The organism is Streptomyces ovatisporus, from assembly GCF_042653885.1.
In the GTDB taxonomy this organism is placed as follows: domain Bacteria; phylum Actinomycetota; class Actinomycetes; order Streptomycetales; family Streptomycetaceae; genus Streptomyces; species Streptomyces ovatisporus.
Window position 1 is genome coordinate 128,616 of record NZ_JBHSFH010000007.1, and the last position, 17,710, is coordinate 146,325.

The 17,710-nt window shown below is 70.8% G+C and carries 14 protein-coding genes; 5 read left to right on the forward strand and 9 right to left on the reverse strand.

The genetic code is table 11. The features are described 5' to 3' along the window. Positions 1-89 precede the first annotated feature (89 nt). From ACFPA8_RS14385 to ssd, 4 genes are read right to left on the reverse strand one after another with little or no spacing between them, the layout of a single operon-like run. Positions 90-989: a type II secretion system F family protein gene (locus ACFPA8_RS14385; RefSeq protein WP_386447946.1), complete on the reverse strand. Its 900-nt coding sequence runs from the start codon at positions 987-989 to the stop codon at positions 90-92. Next, a complete protein-coding gene (locus tag ACFPA8_RS14390) occupies positions 986-1,924 on the reverse strand; it encodes a type II secretion system F family protein (RefSeq protein WP_386447949.1) in 939 nt (312 codons plus the stop codon). Before ACFPA8_RS14390 ends, ACFPA8_RS14385 begins: the two co-directional genes overlap by 4 nt. Continuing rightward, the gene (locus tag ACFPA8_RS14395; protein WP_386447952.1) at positions 1,921-3,339 is read right to left on the reverse strand and encodes a TadA family conjugal transfer-associated ATPase; all 1,419 of its coding nucleotides are present in this window, start codon (positions 3,337-3,339) and stop codon (positions 1,921-1,923) included. Before ACFPA8_RS14395 ends, ACFPA8_RS14390 begins: the two co-directional genes overlap by 4 nt. Further along, on the reverse strand, positions 3,336-4,490 hold the full coding sequence (ssd, locus tag ACFPA8_RS14400; protein WP_386447954.1) for a septum site-determining protein Ssd: 1,155 nt from the start codon (positions 4,488-4,490) through the stop codon (positions 3,336-3,338). Before ssd ends, ACFPA8_RS14395 begins: the two co-directional genes overlap by 4 nt. Before the next feature lie 452 nt (positions 4,491-4,942). On the opposite strand from ssd, the gene ACFPA8_RS14405 reads away from it, so the two are divergent. After that, complete coding sequence (locus ACFPA8_RS14405) at positions 4,943-5,776, forward strand: HAD family hydrolase (RefSeq protein WP_386447957.1); 834 nt, start codon at positions 4,943-4,945, stop codon at positions 5,774-5,776. Positions 5,777-6,191: 415 nt separating this feature from the next. Here ACFPA8_RS14405 and ACFPA8_RS14410 read toward each other — a convergent pair whose 3' ends face one another. Continuing rightward, positions 6,192-7,016, reverse strand: coding sequence for a Fic family protein (locus tag ACFPA8_RS14410; protein WP_386447960.1), 825 nt, complete (start codon positions 7,014-7,016; stop codon positions 6,192-6,194). 108 nt (positions 7,017-7,124) lie between these two features. On the opposite strand from ACFPA8_RS14410, the gene ACFPA8_RS14415 reads away from it, so the two are divergent. After that, complete coding sequence (locus ACFPA8_RS14415; RefSeq protein WP_386447963.1) at positions 7,125-8,123, forward strand: ATP-binding protein; 999 nt, start codon at positions 7,125-7,127, stop codon at positions 8,121-8,123. A 213-nt stretch (positions 8,124-8,336) separates the two neighbouring features. Here ACFPA8_RS14415 and ACFPA8_RS14420 read toward each other — a convergent pair whose 3' ends face one another. Continuing rightward, positions 8,337-9,566 (reverse strand): polysaccharide deacetylase family protein, encoded by a 1,230-nt coding sequence (locus ACFPA8_RS14420; protein ID WP_386447965.1) that lies wholly within the window; start codon positions 9,564-9,566, stop codon positions 8,337-8,339. 522 nt (positions 9,567-10,088) lie between these two features. Here ACFPA8_RS14420 and acs point away from each other — a divergent pair. From acs to ACFPA8_RS14435, 3 genes are all read left to right on the forward strand, one after another. Continuing rightward, the gene (gene acs, locus ACFPA8_RS14425; RefSeq protein ID WP_386447968.1) at positions 10,089-12,053 is read left to right on the forward strand and encodes an acetate--CoA ligase; all 1,965 of its coding nucleotides are present in this window, start codon (positions 10,089-10,091) and stop codon (positions 12,051-12,053) included. Between the two features lie 389 nt (positions 12,054-12,442). After that, complete coding sequence (locus tag ACFPA8_RS14430; protein WP_386447971.1) at positions 12,443-12,934, forward strand: phage holin family protein; 492 nt, start codon at positions 12,443-12,445, stop codon at positions 12,932-12,934. A 182-nt stretch (positions 12,935-13,116) separates the two neighbouring features. Next, positions 13,117-14,055: an alpha/beta fold hydrolase gene (locus ACFPA8_RS14435; protein ID WP_386447974.1), complete on the forward strand. Its 939-nt coding sequence runs from the start codon at positions 13,117-13,119 to the stop codon at positions 14,053-14,055. Positions 14,056-14,575: 520 nt separating this feature from the next. Here the strand turns inward: ACFPA8_RS14435 and ACFPA8_RS14440 are convergent. The 3 genes from ACFPA8_RS14440 to nth all read right to left on the reverse strand — a co-directional run bounded on the left by ACFPA8_RS14440 (position 14,576) and on the right by nth (position 17,605). After that, positions 14,576-15,775 carry a MarP family serine protease gene (locus tag ACFPA8_RS14440; RefSeq protein WP_386447977.1) on the reverse strand — a complete coding sequence of 400 codons (1,200 nt, stop codon included), beginning with the start codon at positions 15,773-15,775 and terminating at the stop codon, positions 14,576-14,578. A gap of 130 nt (positions 15,776-15,905) precedes the next feature. Then, positions 15,906-16,568, reverse strand: coding sequence for an NUDIX hydrolase (locus tag ACFPA8_RS14445; RefSeq protein WP_386449438.1), 663 nt, complete (start codon positions 16,566-16,568; stop codon positions 15,906-15,908). Between the two features lie 77 nt (positions 16,569-16,645). Next, complete coding sequence (gene nth / locus ACFPA8_RS14450) at positions 16,646-17,605, reverse strand: endonuclease III (RefSeq protein ID WP_386449440.1); 960 nt, start codon at positions 17,603-17,605, stop codon at positions 16,646-16,648. Between the last annotated feature and the right edge of the window lie 105 nt (positions 17,606-17,710).

Below are 17,710 nucleotides of genomic sequence, written 5' to 3' on the forward strand. Positions count from 1 at the left end.
CATGGTCGTTTCCTTCCTGTGTGGTGAGGCCGGTCTGTGCGGGCCGTCGTGCCGTTGCCGGGCCCGATCCGCAGTGGTGCTCCCGTCGGTCAGAGCAGTGAACGGGCGAGGCCCATGACCACCGGGGCGACACCGACGGCGAGGAAGGCGGGCAGGAAGCACAGCCCCAGCGGCCCCGTCACCAGAACCGCCGTGCGCCTGGCGCGAGTTGTGGCTGCACGCGCCGCTCCGGCACGGAGTTCGGCTGCGAGCCGCGTCACGGACTCCACCGCCGGGACTCCGCCGCCACCCGCCCGCTCCATGGACCGGACGAAAGCGTCACCGCCCGGCAACCCCACGAACCGCGCCCAGACCGCAGCTGGTTCAGCGCCGAGTTGCAGCTCCGTGGCCGCCCGCATCAGCTGTGCCCCCAGCGGCCCTCCGACCGACCGGCCCACCGCGTCGGCTGCAGGGACGGGCGCGGAGCCTGCCGCGAGACAGGCTGCGAGCAACTCGGCCGTGAGAGGCAGCTGTTCAGCAGCAGTACGGGCCTCGGCGCTGTTCTCGCTGCTGGCCTCGGGTCCGTCCCGGTTGGCCGCCCGGCGCCACACGCAGTACGCCCCGGCACTTCCCACGAGCCACCCGGGCACTCCACCGACGACGATCACGGCCAGGGCCCCCGCACCCAGTGCCCCGGCCCCGGCGCGCAGCCGGCGGCGGCGCTCACGCCCCTTCCACCACTGTTGATGAGCCAGGAGGCTGTGGTCCGACGAGCGGGCGAGGCGGCGGCCGAGGGAGTGCTGCGGCCTGTCGGCGTGACTCCCGGACTGCTCCGCCCGCTCCCCCTCGGCCGGCTCTCCCAGCAACAGCCGGGTCCGGGCCCGCGACCGCCGTCCGCGCCAGACCTCCCAGCACCATGCGGCGAGACAGCCGGCCGTCACCAGCAGCGGCACCCACACCCACGGATCGGCGACAGCAGCCGCGGCGCCCGCGGTCATACGAGGGCTCATGCCGTTCCGCCCTTCTCGGCCTTGCCGGGACCTTCCGCGGTCCGGACGAGCCGAGCCACCCAGGCGAGACCCGCCCACTCCAGCAGCCCTCCGACGGCAAGACAGGCCAGCCCGGCCGGACTGTGCAGGAGAACCCGCATCGGATCGGCCCCCATGGCGGCTCCGAGCAGCAGACCGAAGGCGGGAAGGAGCGCGAGGACGAGAGCGGTGGAACGCGGTCCGGCCAGCAGGGCCTGCAATTCCGCGCGTTGGTCTCGTTCGGCTCGCAACGCGAGAGCCACCGCATCGAGCCCCTTCGCGAGCCCCGCCCCGCTCTCCACCGCCACCTGCCAGCAGGCGGCCACTCCGCTGAGCCCTTCCGCGCCAGGGCTCCGTGCCGCCTCCCGCAGAGCTTCCGGGACGTCCCCGCCGAAGCGCGCCGCTGCCAGGACCGCCGCTCCGCCCTCCCCCAGCTCCCTGAGGGGCAGGGCCCCTGCCGCCAGCAGCGCCCGGTCCGGCTGCCTCCCGGCGTGCAGCTCGCCCGCGACCGCGGCGCACAGTTCGACCACGGCCGATGCCCGGCGTTCCGCCGCGCTCCGCCGCCCACGCCTGAGCAGCATCCGTCTGGCGACGGGCACCGCGGCGGCTCCGGCGACGAGTGGCAGCCATGACTCGCCGAGGAGCCCCAGGACCGCCCCGGCCGCAAGACACCACCACGCCCGGTCTTCGCGGCAGCCCAGACGTTCGCGTACGGCGTCGAGCAACCGTGAGCAGGCGGGCGGCAGTTGAGGGCGTGTGTCGCACGCCCTGCCGACTCCCGCGAGCAGCAGACGTGCTCGCTTCGTCCCGTCCTCCCGTCCCGCCATCAGCCAGGCGGCGGCCCCCGCACACACCATCGCGGCGTACATGGGTGCCGCCTCGAGCCCCGGCACTCCTTCTCCTCCGGCGCCCGTCATCGCGCTCCCCTTTCGTGCGCGAACCCCCCGGGCTCGACGGCGGACTTCAGGGACTCGTATCCGGAGGCCCGGGCACGGTGACCTGGGTCGCCGTACCGGCGTCCGTCGTGATCCGGGACGGACCGACCTGTGCGCCCTCTTCCGCAGAGCCTCGCCAACTGCCCGGCGCCGCGCTCCTCGACGAAGCCCCGGTCGCCCCACACCACGGCCGGGACCGTCGTGACCAGGCCGTCCGAGCCGCGTGCCAGCACATGGATCTCAGCGACGCGCCGCTGACCCGAGCGGTCCCTCACGAGGTGCACCAGGACGTCCAGTGCGGCCGCCAACTGGCTGTGCAGAGCTGCCCGGTCCAGCCCGGCAGCCGTCCCGAGCGCTTCCAGCCGGGCGGGAACGTCCGCCGCAGCATTGGCGTGCAGCGTTCCGCAGCCGCCTTCGTGGCCGGTGTTCAACGCGGCCAGCAGTTCGGTGACTTCGGCACCCCGCACCTCCCCCACCACGAGTCTGTCGGGCCGCATCCGCAGTGCCTGACGCACCAGGTCGTCGAGACCCACCGTTCCGGCGCCTTCCTGGTTCGCGGGCCGGGCCTCCAGCCGCACGACGTGGGGGTGGTCGGGCCGCAGTTCGGCCGAGTCTTCCGCGAGGACGATCCGCTCATCGGGGGCCACCAGCCCCAGCAGCGAGCTCAGCAGCGTCGTCTTCCCCGAGCCCGTGCCGCCGCTGACGAGGAAGGAGAGCCTGGCGTCCAGCACGTCGCGAAGCAGCCGGTCGCCCCCGGGAGGAAGGGTGCCCGCACTCACCAACTCCGTCAGGCGGAAGGCCCGATGACGCACCACGCGCAACGACAGACACGTCGAGCCGACGGCGACCGGCGGCAGCACGGCGTGCAGCCTCGTGCCGTCCGGCAGCCGGGCGTCCACCCAGGGCCTCGCATCGTCCAGACGCCGCCCCGCCGACGTCGCGAGCCGCTGCGCCAGCCGTCTCACTGAAGCGGCATCGCGGAAGCGCACGTCCGTTCGCTCCAGGCCGCGGCCGCGGTCGACCCACACCTCGTCAGGACGGGTGACCAGTACGTCCGTGACCTCGGAGTCGGCCAGCAGCGGCTCCAGGGGCCCCGTGCCGACCAGTTCCGAGCGGAGAGCCTCCACCACTCCCAGCACGGCACTGTCGCCCAGCAGCCGCCCCTGGGCGCGCAGAGCCGATGCGACCCTGGCCGGTGTCGGTTCGGCTCCCGTCTCCGCGAGCCTGCGGCGCACGGCGTCGAGAAGCGGCTCCTGGGCCGCCGCCCGCGAGGCGGGTTCCGTCCCGTTGCCGGTGCTGCTCGCGTCATGGGCGCCGGAGCGTGCCACTCGACGCGCGCCCGTGACCGCCGCTGTCATACGCCCGTCGGCGCTCAGCCCTCCGTCCACCGCGCTCATACGGCCACACCCCCGCCGTTCACGTCGCCGCTGAGCGCCTGGGACCAGAAGTCCCTGCAGAAGCGGGCCAGCGCGCCGCTGGTTCGTGCGCCCGGCGGAACCCCCCGCTCGACCGCCTCCAACAGCCCTGCCTCCCACGGCAGTTCACCCGCCAACGGGAGCCGCAGCAGCCGTGCCACCTCCTCGTCGTCCAGCCCCGGGCCGTAGCTGCGCGTCCCGCCGGGGCCACCGGGCGTCCGCACGACCGCCCTCAGGTCGCGCAGCACCATCTGCGTACGGGAGGCGACACGGTGGGCGGCGGCGACCGCCCTCAGCTCGGCGGGGACCAGCAGCAGTCCGAGGTCCGTCTGTGCCAGCGCTTCGGCGACCGTCTCGTCGATCCGCCGCGGCAGGTCGACGACAACGACGCCGCCGCGCCGCCGCGCGGCGGAGAGCACGGACTTCATCGCGTCCGCGGGGATCAGCACGGAGTCCCCCCGGTCCCAGCTGAGCACGCTCAAGTCGTGCAGTTTCGGCAGTGATTCCGCGAGCGCACCGCCGCCGACCCGCCCCCGCGACTCCGCGAACGCCGGCCATCGCAGTCCCTCCGTCCGTTCTCCGCCGAGCAGCACGTCCAGGCCGCCTCCGAGGGCGTCGCCGTCGATGAGCATCGTGCGCTGCCCGTTCCGCGCCGCAGTGACGGCAAGGGCGCAGGCGAGAGTCGAAGCGCCCGCACCTCCCCGTCCGCCGAGTACGCCCACCGTCAGCGCCGGCCGGCCGACGCACTCCGCCGCGTCCGCGATACGCCCCGCCAGCCAGCTCTCCGCGTCCGGCAGCATGACGACGCCTTCGGCCCCGATCCGCGCCCCGCGCTCCCAGACGCCCGGGTCGTCCAGGTCCTTGCCGACGAGCAGCACGCCGGCTCTGCGCACAGCACCGGGTGTGCCTCCGCCCGACGCGCCGCTGAGACCGGGAGCTCCGGCGCAGTCGTCTCCTACGAGCACCAGAGGGGCCTTCTCCCAGGCTGCGGCGCCGCTCCAGCCCGCCCAGGCCGTCCGGCTCAGGGGCGCTCCGTGCGCGACTTCCGCTTCCGCACCGGCGGCCGCACACAGGCGCAGCAGGTCATCAAGGAGTTCTTCGTCCTCGGTGACAATCAGAATGGTTTCGGCCACGTTCCAGAGCCCCTTCACTCTTCACAGCCTCGCTCCCGCAAACACCTGCGAGAGCTGTCGGGAATCACTGTGCGGGGAAGAGGAAATGCCTGGTGATCATGGTCAAAAACTGTGGACATGCAGCGAGTTGTGAATAACTCCGTCACCCGTCCTGGCGACTTCCGCAGAGCAGCACATCGATTACAGTCAGTTACTGATTTGATGGGCACCGGAACAGACGCCCGAAGATCGCCCAGAGAGGGGGTGAGGACCTGCCGGCGGAGAAAAGGCCTCCGGACATGCGACGACCCCCGCCGGGGGGGAGAGCGGGGGTCGTCCCCAGGGCCGACTCGGGGGGGGAGGAGTCGGGCCGGGTTAGCACGGTCGCGAACGATCCGTGACTTCCATGGTGTACCCGAGGGCCTTCTCAGGCAAACCCACGCGCCACAGCTTACGCCGAATGGCTGGCGCCTATGCTCGCCTTCGTGGAAAACCTAGCGATGCGCCGCACAGCCGCGTTCTTCGATCTGGACAAGACGGTCATTGCGAAGTCGAGCACGCTCACCTTCGGCAGATCCTTCTACCAGGGTGGCCTGATCAATCGCCGTGCCGTACTCCGTACTGCCTACGCTCAGTTCGTATATCTCCTCGGCGGAGCCGACCACGACCAGATGGAGAGGATGCGCGAGTATCTCTCCGCCCTCTGCCGTGGCTGGAACGTCGAGCAGGTGAAGGAGATCGTCGCTGAGACCATTCACGACCTCATCGACCCGATCATCTACGACGAGGCCGCCTCCCTCATCGAGGAGCACCACCTCGCCGGGCGCGACGTCGTCATCGTCTCGACGTCCGGCGCGGAAGTGGTGGAGCCGATCGGTGAGTTGATCGGCGCGGACCGCGTCGTGGCGACCCGCATGGTCGTGGAGGACGGCTGCTACTCCGGCGAGATCGACTACTACGCATACGGACCTGCCAAGGCCGAGGCGATCGCCTGGCTCGCCGAGACCGAGGGGTACGACCTGAGCCGCTGCTACGCCTACAGCGACTCCATCACCGACGTCCCCATGCTGGAAGCGGTCGGCCACCCCTACGCCGTCAACCCGGACCGGGCACTGCGCAGGGAGGCCGTCAGCCGCGACTGGCCGGTGCTCACCTTCTCCCGCCCCGTGCGCCTCAAGCAGCGCCTCCCGAGCCTGTCGATGCCGTCCCGGCCCGCGCTCGCGATCGCTGCGGCGGCAGTGGGTGCAGCCGCCGCCACTGCGGGACTGGTCTGGTACACGAGCCAGCGCCGCGCCCGCTTCGAGTGAGTTTGAGGGGAAAGGTAAAGACCGTCCGCGAGGGGTTCCACATCGTCGTCGGCCGCAGTACAAATGAGTTGACGGCCCGCGAGACCAGCGGAATCGGTGCAAGGATTCCGATCGCAGTAAGGCCCACGGACCGGAAGCATGAATACCGGGTACCCACGCGACGCCAAGCCCGCGTAACGGGCTAGCTCGCAGGTGACGGGCAGAACGTCCCGCCCTGACGGGCCCGATGAGAGCACGCACTGGTAACGCGGTATCCATGCCAGCGGCGGCACCACCCGTACGGGCGGTGCCGCCGCAATTCTCTGCCCGTGGTCGCCTGCGTATCCGCAGTGCCACGACCCGCGGCTCCGTGCACGAAGTGACGCGTTCGCCCAGAACCCTCGATGCATGCGCCACGGACCTGCCGTACGCGTGCCTACGCCGCTCCTCGCTGGAGCGCCTCGCACACCGCCGTGGTCTCGCGGGCACCGAGCTCGGCCGCTCTCCCGCAGTGCCCGATCCACGCCGCCATGCCCTCGGGGGTACCCGAGGCGTATGCGGCCAGCGCCATCGTGTACTGCTCGCGCCCGAGTTCCGCATGGCCGGCCTCGGCGGGGCAGATCGACTTGGGGTCCAGCCCGCTCGCCACCAGGACGATCCGCTCGGCCGCCCGCGCCACCAGTCCGTTGTACGAGCCGAAGGGCCGCAGTGTGGCCAGTTCGCCGTGCACCACCGAGGCGACCACCAGTGCCGGTGCCTCGCTTCCGGCCACGACGAACTGCGCCAGCCCGTCCAGCCGTACGGCCACGTCCTCCGCAGCCGGAACTTCACCCACGCCCGGTTCCGGTTCCCGCACGGGCTCGCCTGCGAGCCGGGGTCTCCCCACGGTCTCGTCCGAGGCGTCGCCTCCCGCCACCACCAGATGCAGCCGGGCCAGTACACGAAGAGGTGACTGCCGCCATACGTCGAGGAGTTGGCCGGACTCGGCGGTTGCCCGCAGGGCGGCCCCCACTGTGCGCGGCTCGCCCTCTTCCCCGAAGTCGGTGCGACGCCGCATCTCCTCCAGCGCCCAGTCGGCGCCCTCCAGCGCTGCGGAGCCCCGCGCACCCCGCAGGGCCGCCTCCGCGGTCACCTCGCTGCTGCGGCGGCGCATGACGCGGTGCCCGTAGATGCGGTCCACTGCTTTCCGCACGGATTCCACGGAGTCCTGAACGCCCGGCAGCTTCCCGAGCGGGGCGAGAGGGTCAGCGGTGCTACTCATGCGTACGACCCTACGCGCCCGCACTGCCGCAAGCTGCGCCCCACGATCGGGTGGTCTTCCTGACGCCCTCTCAGCCCCGGGGCCGACGGCAGCCCTACGCTCTTGTTCATGAAAATCGCTTTCGTTGGCAAGGGCGGCAGCGGCAAGACGACGCTGTCCTCACTCTTCATCCGTCATCTCGCCGCGCGGCGCAGTCCCGTGGTCGCAGTGGACGCGGACATCAATCAGCACCTCGGCGCCGCGCTGGGCCTCGATGAGGCCGAGGCGGCGGAGCTGCCCGCGATGGGCGCCGAACTCCCTCTCATCAAGGACTATCTGCGCGGCACCAATCCGCGTATCGCCTCCGCCGAGACGATGATCAAGACGACGCCGCCCGGCGACGGTTCCCGTCTGCTGAGCGTCACCGAGGACAACCCCGTCTACCGGGCATGCGCTCGCACCGTCAGACCTGAGGGCGACCATGGCGGCGACGTGCGGCTGATGGTCACCGGTCCGTTCACCGAGGCCGACCTGGGAGTGGCCTGTTATCACTCCAAGACCGGCGCGGTCGAGCTCTGCCTGAACCACCTCACCGACGGACGCGACGAGTTCGTGGTCGTCGACATGACAGCGGGCAGCGACTCCTTCGCCTCCGGCATGTTCACCCGCTTCGACATGACGTTCCTGGTCGCGGAGCCGACCCGCAAGGGCGTCTCGGTGCACCGCCAGTACAAGGAGTACGCGCGGGACTTCGGGGTGCCGTTGTGCGTGGTGGGCAACAAGGTGCAGGGGGAGGACGACCTGGAGTTCCTGCGGGACGAGGTCGGCGACGACCTGCTCGCCGTGTTCGGGCAGTCCGACTGGGTGCGGGCCATGGAGAAGGGCCGTCCGAGGACGCTGGCGGAGCTGGAGAAGCCCAACCGCGAGGCCCTGCACGCCCTTTGGGAGACGGCGGACGCGTCCTACGAACGTCGCGACTGGAATCGCTACATGAAGCAGATGGTCCACTTCCACCTTCGCAACGCCGAGAGCTGGGGCAACGAGAAGACCGGCGCCGACCTGGCCGCGCAGGTCGACCCCGGCTTCGTACTGAGCGAACGGCCGGCTGCGCAGCCGCAGCCCGCCTGAGCGGAAGGCGTTCGGCGTCGGCGGCGTCCCGTCCGGGACCGCAGGCGGGCAGCGGGCCGTGAGCAGGCCGGGCTGCCGGCCGCCGTCCCGGCGGGCGACGGCGGCAGCCCGGGCTCTCACTCGGCGGCAGGGGACGGGGGGTGGACGGCAGGGGCAGAGGGGCGGGAGGGCGGCGGTGCGCAGTGGGCCGGGCCGGGCGTCAGAGGCCGGGCGTCACCGGGAGAGCAGTTCGGTGCGCGGTGCGCGCATGAACTTCCTCCAGCCGCCCTCGGGCTTCTCACCGACCGGCAGCGAACCCAGCCTGGCGAGCACCTTCGGGTCCTGCTGGTCCAGCCAATCGACCAGCTGCTTGAACGAGACGCAGCGGACCTCGCGCTTCTGGCACACCGACTTCATGACGTCCTCGACGGCGTCCATGTACACCCCGCCGTTCCAGTCCTCGAAGTGGTTGCCGATGATCATCGGCGCGCGGTTGCCCTTGTAGGCCCGCTCGAAGCCCTGCATCAGGCCGTCACGCATCTGCTTGCCGTAGGACGCGTGCTTCGAGGCCGGACCGTGGACGGTCCCCGACTGGTTCGCCAGGAAGTTGTAGTCCATGGACAGAGTCTCGAACTTCCGGCCCGGCATGGGGACTTCCTGCAGCGGGACGTCCCACAGACCGCCCTTCTTCTTGGGCCAGACCTGCCTTCCGTTGCCGCTGGAGTCGTAGCGGAAGCCCATCTGCTTCGCCGCTCGCAGCAGGTTCTCCTGGCCCTGGAGACAGGGGGTGCGCCCGCCTATCAGTTCCCTGTCGTAGTCGAAGGGAAGCGGGTCCTCGCCCTTCCAGCCCGTGGTCGTCTTCCAGTTCTTGACGAACCATTTGGCCTGGCGTATCTCACTCTTCCACTGGTCGGTCGACCAGCTGCCGACACCGTTCGGCCCGCAGAAGTGGCCGTTGAAGTGGGTGCCTATCTCGTTTCCGTCGAGCCACGCCTTGCGTATCTCCTTGAGCGTGGCACGTATGTTCTTGTCCTTGAGGTAGCCGATGTCCGAGGCGCCTGTGCGGTGCCCGGGGGGCTTGTAGTGCGTGGACTTGTGCTCGGGGAGGGCGTAGACGCCGCTGAGGAAGAACGACTGGGCCGCGCCGTACCGCTTGCCCGCCTTGCGGAACCGGGAGAAGAGCTTCTTGCCGTCCTCCCCCGCGCCGTCCCACGAGAAGACCACGAACTGCGGCGGTTTCTCACCGGGGGCGAGTTTGCGGGAGGCGGGCTGATTCGGCTGAGCGCCCGTCAGAGCCGTCGAACCGTCCCCGATGACGCGGGCCTGCTGTGCCGGCTTCTCCTCGGGAGCGCGCTTGCCGTGGCCTTCCGGGCTTCCCGCGGTGCTGCCGGAACAGCCGCTCATCACCACTGTGAGCGCCATCCCCGTGGATATGCCCACGAGCCACCGTCGCGTGGCTGTCATCGGATCACCTCATCCTTGTCCTTGTCTCTCCGTAACGGAGCAACTCCGGTACGTGAGTCAAACGTTGCACCTCGTGCGTAACGGGCAACTCGGGCAAGGGGTTGGGGTGACTTCTTCACTCATTGGGCGGAACGGACGTCGCCGGGCGGCGCCGCCGGGCCCGGCACGGGATCCGGAGCGCAGAAGTCACCCAGCGAGTGCCGGTTCACCCTCAGCCGGTGACTGCGGCACGGGCAGCGGGCCCGGCGCGTACGACGACCGGGCGCGTACGACGACCGGGGGCATACGAGGGCGGGGCGCAAGCCCACGGGGTCCGGTGAGCCCCGGTGGAGGCCGCGTCCGCAATCCGGCACCGCCCGCGAGGTCCCCCGCTCCGGGACGGGGCACATGCCCATGACAGGTCTAAACCAATTTCGTCGAGAACCCTTGTCACAACGGCGCAACGGCTGATGAGCTGTACCCGAGGTCCGAGGTCCGAGGCCTGTGGAGGACACAACAGACACCCTGGGAAAGGGAGATGTCGTGAGCAACGAAAGCCTGGCCAATCTGCTCAAGGAAGAGCGGAGGTTCACGCCGCCCGCCGATCTGGCTGCCGAAGCCAACGTGACCGCTGCGGCGTACGAGCAGGCGAGGACTGATCGGCTGGGCTTCTGGGCCGAGCAGGCACGCCGCCTGAGCTGGGGCAAGGAGCCGACCGAGACGCTCGACTGGTCCAACCCGCCCTTCGCCAAGTGGTTCAAGGACGGCAAGCTCAACGTCGCGTACAACTGCGTGGACCGCCATGTCGAAGCCGGGCACGGCGACCGCGTCGCACTGCACTTCGAGGGCGAGCCGGGCGACACCCGCGCCCTCACCTACGCCGAGCTCCAGCGGGAGGTCTCCAAGGCCGCCAACGCCTTGACGGAGCTGGGCGTCCAGGCCGGCGACCGCGTCGCCGTCTACTTGCCGATGATTCCGGAGACGGTGGTCGCGATGCTGGCGTGCGCCCGCATCGGCGCCCCGCACTCGGTGGTCTTCGGCGGCTTCTCCGCCGACGCCCTGGCGACCCGCATCCAGGACGCCGACGCCCGCGTCGTCATCACGGCGGACGGCGGCTACCGCAAGGGCGGGGCCAGTGCGCTCAAGCCCGCCGTCGACGAGGCGCTGACCAGGCCCGGCACCGAGAAGGTACGGAGCGTGCTGGTCGTCCGGCGCACCGGCCAGGAGGACATCGACTGGACGGACGGGCGCGACGTGTGGTGGCACGACGTCGTCGACCGCCAGAGCGACCAGCACACGCCGGAGAACTTCGACGCGGAGCACCCGCTCTTCATCCTCTACACCTCCGGCACCACCGGTAAGCCGAAGGGCATCCTGCACACCACCGGCGGCTACCTGACCCAGGTCGCCTACACCCACCACGCCGTCTTCGACCTCAAGCCGGAGAAGGACGTCTACTGGTGCACGGCTGACGTCGGCTGGGTCACCGGGCACTCCTACATCGTCTACGGACCGCTCGCGAACGGCGCCACCGAGGTGCTGTACGAGGGCACTCCCGACACCCCGCACAAGGGCCGCTGGTGGGAGATCGTCCAGAAGTACAAGGTCTCCCTCCTCTACACCGCGCCGACCGCGATCCGCGCCTGCATGAAGTGGGGCGACGACATCCCGGCCAAGTTCGACCTGTCGTCGCTGCGCATCCTGGGTTCCGTCGGCGAGCCCATCAACCCGGAGGCGTGGATCTGGTACCGCCACCACATCGGCGGGGACCGCACGCCCATCGTGGACACCTGGTGGCAGACGGAGACCGGCGGCGTCATGGTCAGCCCGCTGCCGGGGGTCACCGAGACCAAGCCCGGCTCCGCGCAGCAGGCGCTTCCCGGCATCTCGGCGACGGTCGTGGACGACGAGGCCCGCGAAGTGCCGGACGGCGGCGGCGGATACCTGGTCCTCACCGAGCCCTGGCCCTCGATGCTGCGCACCATCTGGGGCGACGACCAGCGGTTCCTGGACACGTACTGGTCGCGTTTCGAGAACCGGTACTTCGCCGGGGACGGCGCGAAGAAGGACGACGACGGAGACATCTGGCTGCTGGGCCGGGTCGACGACGTCATGCTCGTCTCGGGGCACAACATCTCCACCACCGAGGTCGAGTCCGCGCTCGTCTCCCACCCGAAGGTCGCCGAAGCGGCCGTCGTCGGGGCGACGGACCCGCAGACGACGCAGGCCATCTGCGCGTTCGTCATTCTCCGCGGTTCGGCCGCCGAGGACGAGGGACTGGTGGACGAGCTGCGTCAGCACGTCTCGAAGCAGCTCGGGCCGATCGCAAAGCCCAAGCGGATCCTGCCGGTTGCGGAGCTTCCCAAGACGCGGTCCGGCAAGATCATGCGCCGGCTTCTCAGGGACATCGCGGAGAACAGGGAGCTCGGTGATGTCAGCACACTGACCGACTCCTCCGTGATGGCGCTGATCCAGGAGAAGCTGCCGAGCGCGGCCAGCGAGGACTGAGCCGGGCGAAGTCCCGCCTCGGACCGGCCGGTTCCGGCCGGTTCCGGCAGGACCGTCCGACGGGGCGGCAGCACCGCGAGACCGACGGAGGACCGGGCGCGGGGCAGGTGGCACGCCGAAACGGTTCGTAAAGGAGGGACATCCGGCACCCGCCGGGTGTCCCTCTCCGCGTTGCCTGCCCGCTCGGTGAAGGCCCGCTCGGTGAACGGTCGACCCGGCACGGCCCGTTCACGTTGCGCCGCCCGCCGGGCCCCGCCCCGTACGCTTCGTCAACGTCACGGCCGCGGGGCGGGCTTGCACCAGTGGCCTCCCTGGGCACGTGTACAGCACGATCGTCCGGCATGATCTGACGGACGAGCAGGCCAGATTCGATGGAGAGGGAGACACTGATGAGTTCTGCCGACGACGGCCGCAGTCTCGGCCAGTTGGTCGCCTCGGCCACGGCCGAGATGTCCGCACTCGTACACGACGAGATCGCGCTGGCCAAGGCCGAGATCAGGCAGGACGTGAAGCGGGGGATCGTCGGCGGCGGCGCCGCCACGGTCGCCGGTGTGCTGCTGCTCTTCTCGCTGCCCGTGCTCAGCTTCGCCGCGGCCTACGGCATCCACAACCTCGGTCTGGGACTCGCCTGGTCGTTCCTGATCGTGGGCGGCGCGTACATCCTCGTCGCTCTGATCCTGCTGCTCCTGGCGATGCGGAAGTTCAAGCGGATCAAGCCGCCGGAGAAGTCGATCGCCTCGGCGAAGGAGACGGCAGCCGTGCTCTCACGTGCAAAGCCGCATCCCCGCCCGTCTGCCGGCCGAGGCAAGGCCGATCCGAGACTCGAAGGGGACGCAGGTCGTCCGGCCGTGGAGCGGGCACCGCACTCCGCAGGGGTGTGAGCCGCCCCGTCCGCCTGCCGCGACTGGAATGAGCGGATGAGCGCCGGCAGATGGCGTACGCCGGCGCCCTCTGGGACGCCTGTGCACCGGAGTTCGCACCCCGCGCCGCTGTGTGCCTCCGCCGCCGGGCTGCCGCTCCCTTGCGGCGTTCGGTCCGCCGGAAGTGTGACAAGCTCGTCCGTATGACCCGTCCAGCAGTCCCCGCCAACGTGATCCGTCCCGAAGGCCCCTGGACGCACCGGGACGTGGCTGCCAACGGAGCGCGCTTCCACATCGCCGAGACGGGTGACGGGCCGCTCGTGCTGCTGCTGCACGGATTCCCGCAGTACTGGTGGACGTGGCGGCACCAGCTGACGGCCCTCGCCGATGCCGGATTCCGCGCCGTCGCCATGGACCTGCGCGGTGTCGGCGGCAGCGACCGCACGCCACGCGGCTACGACCCGGCCAACCTCGCCCTCGACGTGACCGGCGTCATCCGCTCCCTCGGCGAGCCCGACGCCGCGCTCGTCGGCCACGACCTCGGCGGCTACCTGGCCTGGACGGCGGCCGTGATGCGGCCGAAGCTGATCCGGCGGCTGGCCGTCTCCTCGATGCCGCATCCCCGGCGCTGGCGGGCGTCGATGCTCAAGGACGTACGGCAGACAGCGGCCGGCTCGTACATCTGGGGCTTTCAGCGCCCCTGGGTGCCGGAGCGTCAACTGGTCGCCGACAACGGCGAGTTGGTGGGAAAGCTGGTGCGGGGGTGGGGCGGGCCCCGGCTGTCGGAGCAGCCCGACGCCGCAGAGGCGGTCGCCCGTTACCAGCAGGCCATGTGCATTCCGTCGACGGCGCACTGCTCGGTCGAGCCGTACCGCTGGCTGGTGCGGTCGTTGGCACGTCCGGACGGGATCCAGTTCAACCGGCGCATGAAGCGGCCCGTACGGGTGCCGACCCTGCAGGTGCACGGGTCCCTCGATCCGGTGCTGCGGACGCGGAGTTCGGCCGGGTCGGGGCAGTACGTCGAAGCGCCGTACCGCTGGCGGCTGTTCGACGGCCTCGGGCACTGGCCGCACGAAGAGGACCCTGCCGCCTTCTCGGCCGAACTCATCGGCTGGCTGAAGGATCCCGAACCCGACAGGTGACGGAGACGGAGCGCGGACGGCCGGCGGACGGACCCTCGGCCCCCCTTTCACGCCTCACCCACGCCGCCAACACGTGCCCCCCGCATAACCGTTTGATGGACCGTCAGACGATTACCGACCTTGGCACCCGGGCAGAGTGCGCTGTATGGGCTGGACGCACGACTACCGTGACGTGGCACGCAACCGCAGCGGACTCAAAGGGCTGGTCCCTGTGCAGCGGACGGGACGCAACCGTCCCGATCGGCTCGGACTGATCGCCGAGCCTGGAATTCCACACCTTCTCCGTCGTCGCGCGCGCTGGTTCGGTGCGCGGCTGCGGCATCCACGCGGCTGAAGCGCGGCATGAGCTGAACCGCGCATCCCGCCGGGCCACGCCGGAGCGGACCTGCGCCGCGGCGGGACCGCGGTGGCGGCTGGACCACGCCGGCGGGGAACCGACCGTGGCCGGACCTGGGTCTGCCCTGACGGCCGGGCCGGTGCCCTGTCCGGCCGTCCCGGCCGCAGGGCACGAAGTGCCGTCTCACATCGCGCAGTTCTGGCTGTCGGCCCGCTCGGCGGCGCTGCGGCCCCGGACTGCGTCGGACCGCACCTCGTCGGCGGTCAGGGCGTACCCGGTGCGCGAGTCGTCGAGCGACTTGGCGAAGACGACGCCGTAGACCTTGCCGTCGGGAGTGAGGAGCGGGCCGCCGCTGTTGCCCTGGCGGATGGTGGTGTGGAGCGAGTAGATGTCGCGCTTCACCTTGTCGCGGTGGTAGATGTCCGGGCCGTCGGCGTCCACGCGGTCCCGTACGCGGGCGGCGCGGACGTCGTACCCCCCGTTCTCCGGGAAGCCCGCGACGATCGCACCGTCGCCCCGCTCCGCGTCCTTGCCGGCGAACTCCAGCGCCGGAGCTTCCAGGGAGGGGACGTCGAGGACGGCCACGTCGCGCTTCCAGTCGTACAGGACCACCCTGGCGTCGTGGACCCGTCCCGCACCGCCGATCTGCACGGTCGGTTCCAGGACGCCTCCGACCACATGGGCGTTCGTCATCACGCGGTGCCGGCCGTAGACGAATCCGGTGCCCTCGAGCACCTTGCCGCACTTCTCGGCCGTTCCGAGGACCTTGACGATGCTGCGCTTGGCTTCAGCCGCGACCGGCGACTTCGCGAGCTTCGGGTCGGGGGCGGGCACGGACGTGATCGGCTCGTCGGAGAAAGGTGAGAAGACCTGCGGAAGCCCGTTCTGCGCGAGCGTCGAGGAGAAGTCGTTGAACCAGCTGTCGGCCTGCTGCGGCAGCACACGGGAAACTCCCAGCAGGACGCTGGAGTTGCGCACCTCCTTGCTGAGAGTCGGGAGGGACGTGCCGGCGAGGGCCGATCCGATGAGCCAGGCCACGAGCAGCATCGCCACCACGTTCACCAGCGCACCGCCCGTGGCGTCGAGTGCCCGGGCAGGCGACCAGGTGATGTGCTGCCGCAGCTTGTTGCCGAGATGCGTGGTGAACGCCTGCCCGACCGACGCACACACGATGACGAGCACGACGGCCGCCACCACGGCGGCCGTCCCGGGCGGCGAATCGTCCGTCAGCCGCTCCCAGACGAAGGGCAGCAGATAGACGGCGACCAGACCGCCGCCGAGGAAGCCGACCACCGAGAGGACGCCCACGACGAAGCCCTGCCGGTAGCCCACGACGGCGAACCAGACGGCGGCGAGCAGGAGCACGAAGTCCAGCATGTTCACGGAAGCCACCGTTTCATCCAGGTCCCGGAGGCCGGACACGGGGCCGGGACCCGGGTACGGGGCGGTGGGGTCACGAGGCCGTCCAGCACGTCATTCGTCTCTTCTCTTTCCGGTGGGCGGGGAGGGCGGCTCACGCGCGCCAGTCGAGCGGTACGCGTCTGTCGCGGTCCCAGGGCTTCTCCCAGCCGGCGTGGTGCAGGATCCGGTCGATGACGCCCGCGGTGAAGCCCCACACCAGGGCCGGACCCACGCTGAAGGCCGGGCCGGTGTGGCCCGAGGGATGCGCGGCCATGGCGCGGTTCACAGGATCGGCGAGCTCGGACACCGGGACGGTGAAGACCCGCGCCGTCTCCGCGGGATCGACGGGCGCCACCGGGGTGGGGCGCCGCCACCAGGCGAGCACTGGCGTGACCACGAAATCGCTCACCGGGATGTACAGCGCGGGCAGCGTGGCGAAGATCTGCACACCGGACGGATCGAGGCCGGTCTCCTCCTCCGCCTCGCGCAGCGCGGCCCGCAACGGTCCGTCGCCGTCCGGGTCGCCGTCCTCGGGATCGAGGGCGCCGCCGGGGAACGACGGCTGGCCGGCATGCGAGCGGAGACTCGACGCACGCTCTATCAGCAGCAGTTCCGGGCCGTCCGCGCCTTCGCCGAAGAGGACGAGCACCGCCGAGGGACGGCCCTCACCGTCGGCCGGCGGAAGGAACCGGCTCAGCTGCCTGGCTTCGAGCGAGCCGGCCGCCCGCGCAACGGGCGTCAGCCAGCTGGGCAGCCCGCTCTCGTCGACGTCCACGGAACCGGCCGTGAAGCCGGCGGGGGAGCCTGCATGGAGACCGGAGCCGTCACGCGCCGGGCCGGTACGAGGTCCGCTCACCGGGCGGCCCCGTTGCCGCCCAGCGGAGGAGCGGGGAGGCCCGGATAGTCGGACGGGGGCTTGAGGCGCTGACCCGGCAGGCCGCCCATCTCGTACTTCAGCAGCTTCTTCGCCTTCTCCGGATCGACCTCGCCCTCCCCGTACGAGGGGCAGAGCTGCGCGATCGGGCAGGCTCCGCAGGCCGGCTTGCGCGAATGGCAGATGCGCCGGCCGTGGAAGATCGTGCGGTGCGAGAACATCGTCCACTCGCTCTTGGGGAGCAGGTCGGCGATCTCCGTCTCGACCTTGTCCGCGTCCGTCTGCTCCGTGAGTCTCCAGCGGCGTACGAGCCGGCCGAAGTGGGTGTCGACCGTCAGGCCGGGCACACCGAAGGCGTTGCCGAGCACGACGAAGGCGGTCTTGCGGCCCACGCCCGGCAGCGAGACGAGGTCCTCTATCCGGCCGGGCACCTCGCCGCCGAACCGGTCCCGGAGGGCTGCGGAGAGACCGAGCACTGATCTGGCCTTGGCCCGGAAGAAGCCCGTGGGGCGCAGCATCTCCTCCAGCTTCTCGGGGTCGGCCGCCGCCATGTCCTCGGGCGTGGGGTAGGCGGCGAACAGCGCCGGGGTCGTCTGATTGACGCGGAGGTCTGTGGTCTGGGCGGACAGCACGGTGGCGACGAGGAGCTGGAAGGGGTTCTCGAAGTCGAGCTCGGGGTGCGCGTAGTAGTACACCTCGCTCAGCTCGCGGTTGATGCGCCGGGCGCGGCGGACCTTGGTGAGGCGGGACTCGGAGGCGGAGGCGGACGAGCTGCCGCCGGCGGCCCTCGCGGGTGCCTTCCCGGCGGGGGCGGGCTTCTTCGCCGCGGCCTTCTTCGCCGTGGTCTTCTTCGCCGCGGGCTTCGTCCCTCTTGCCTCCGCGGCCGCTTCCTCCGCCTTCGCCTGGCTTGTTCTCTTCACGGGCTCCTGTTCGCCCACAGCGGAATCTCCCATCGCGGTCACCCGTCCGGCCCCGCTCCGCGTGCGCTCACCGGGGCAATGGACACCCGGCCAGACTAAAGGGGCCCGATGACATCCGCCCCG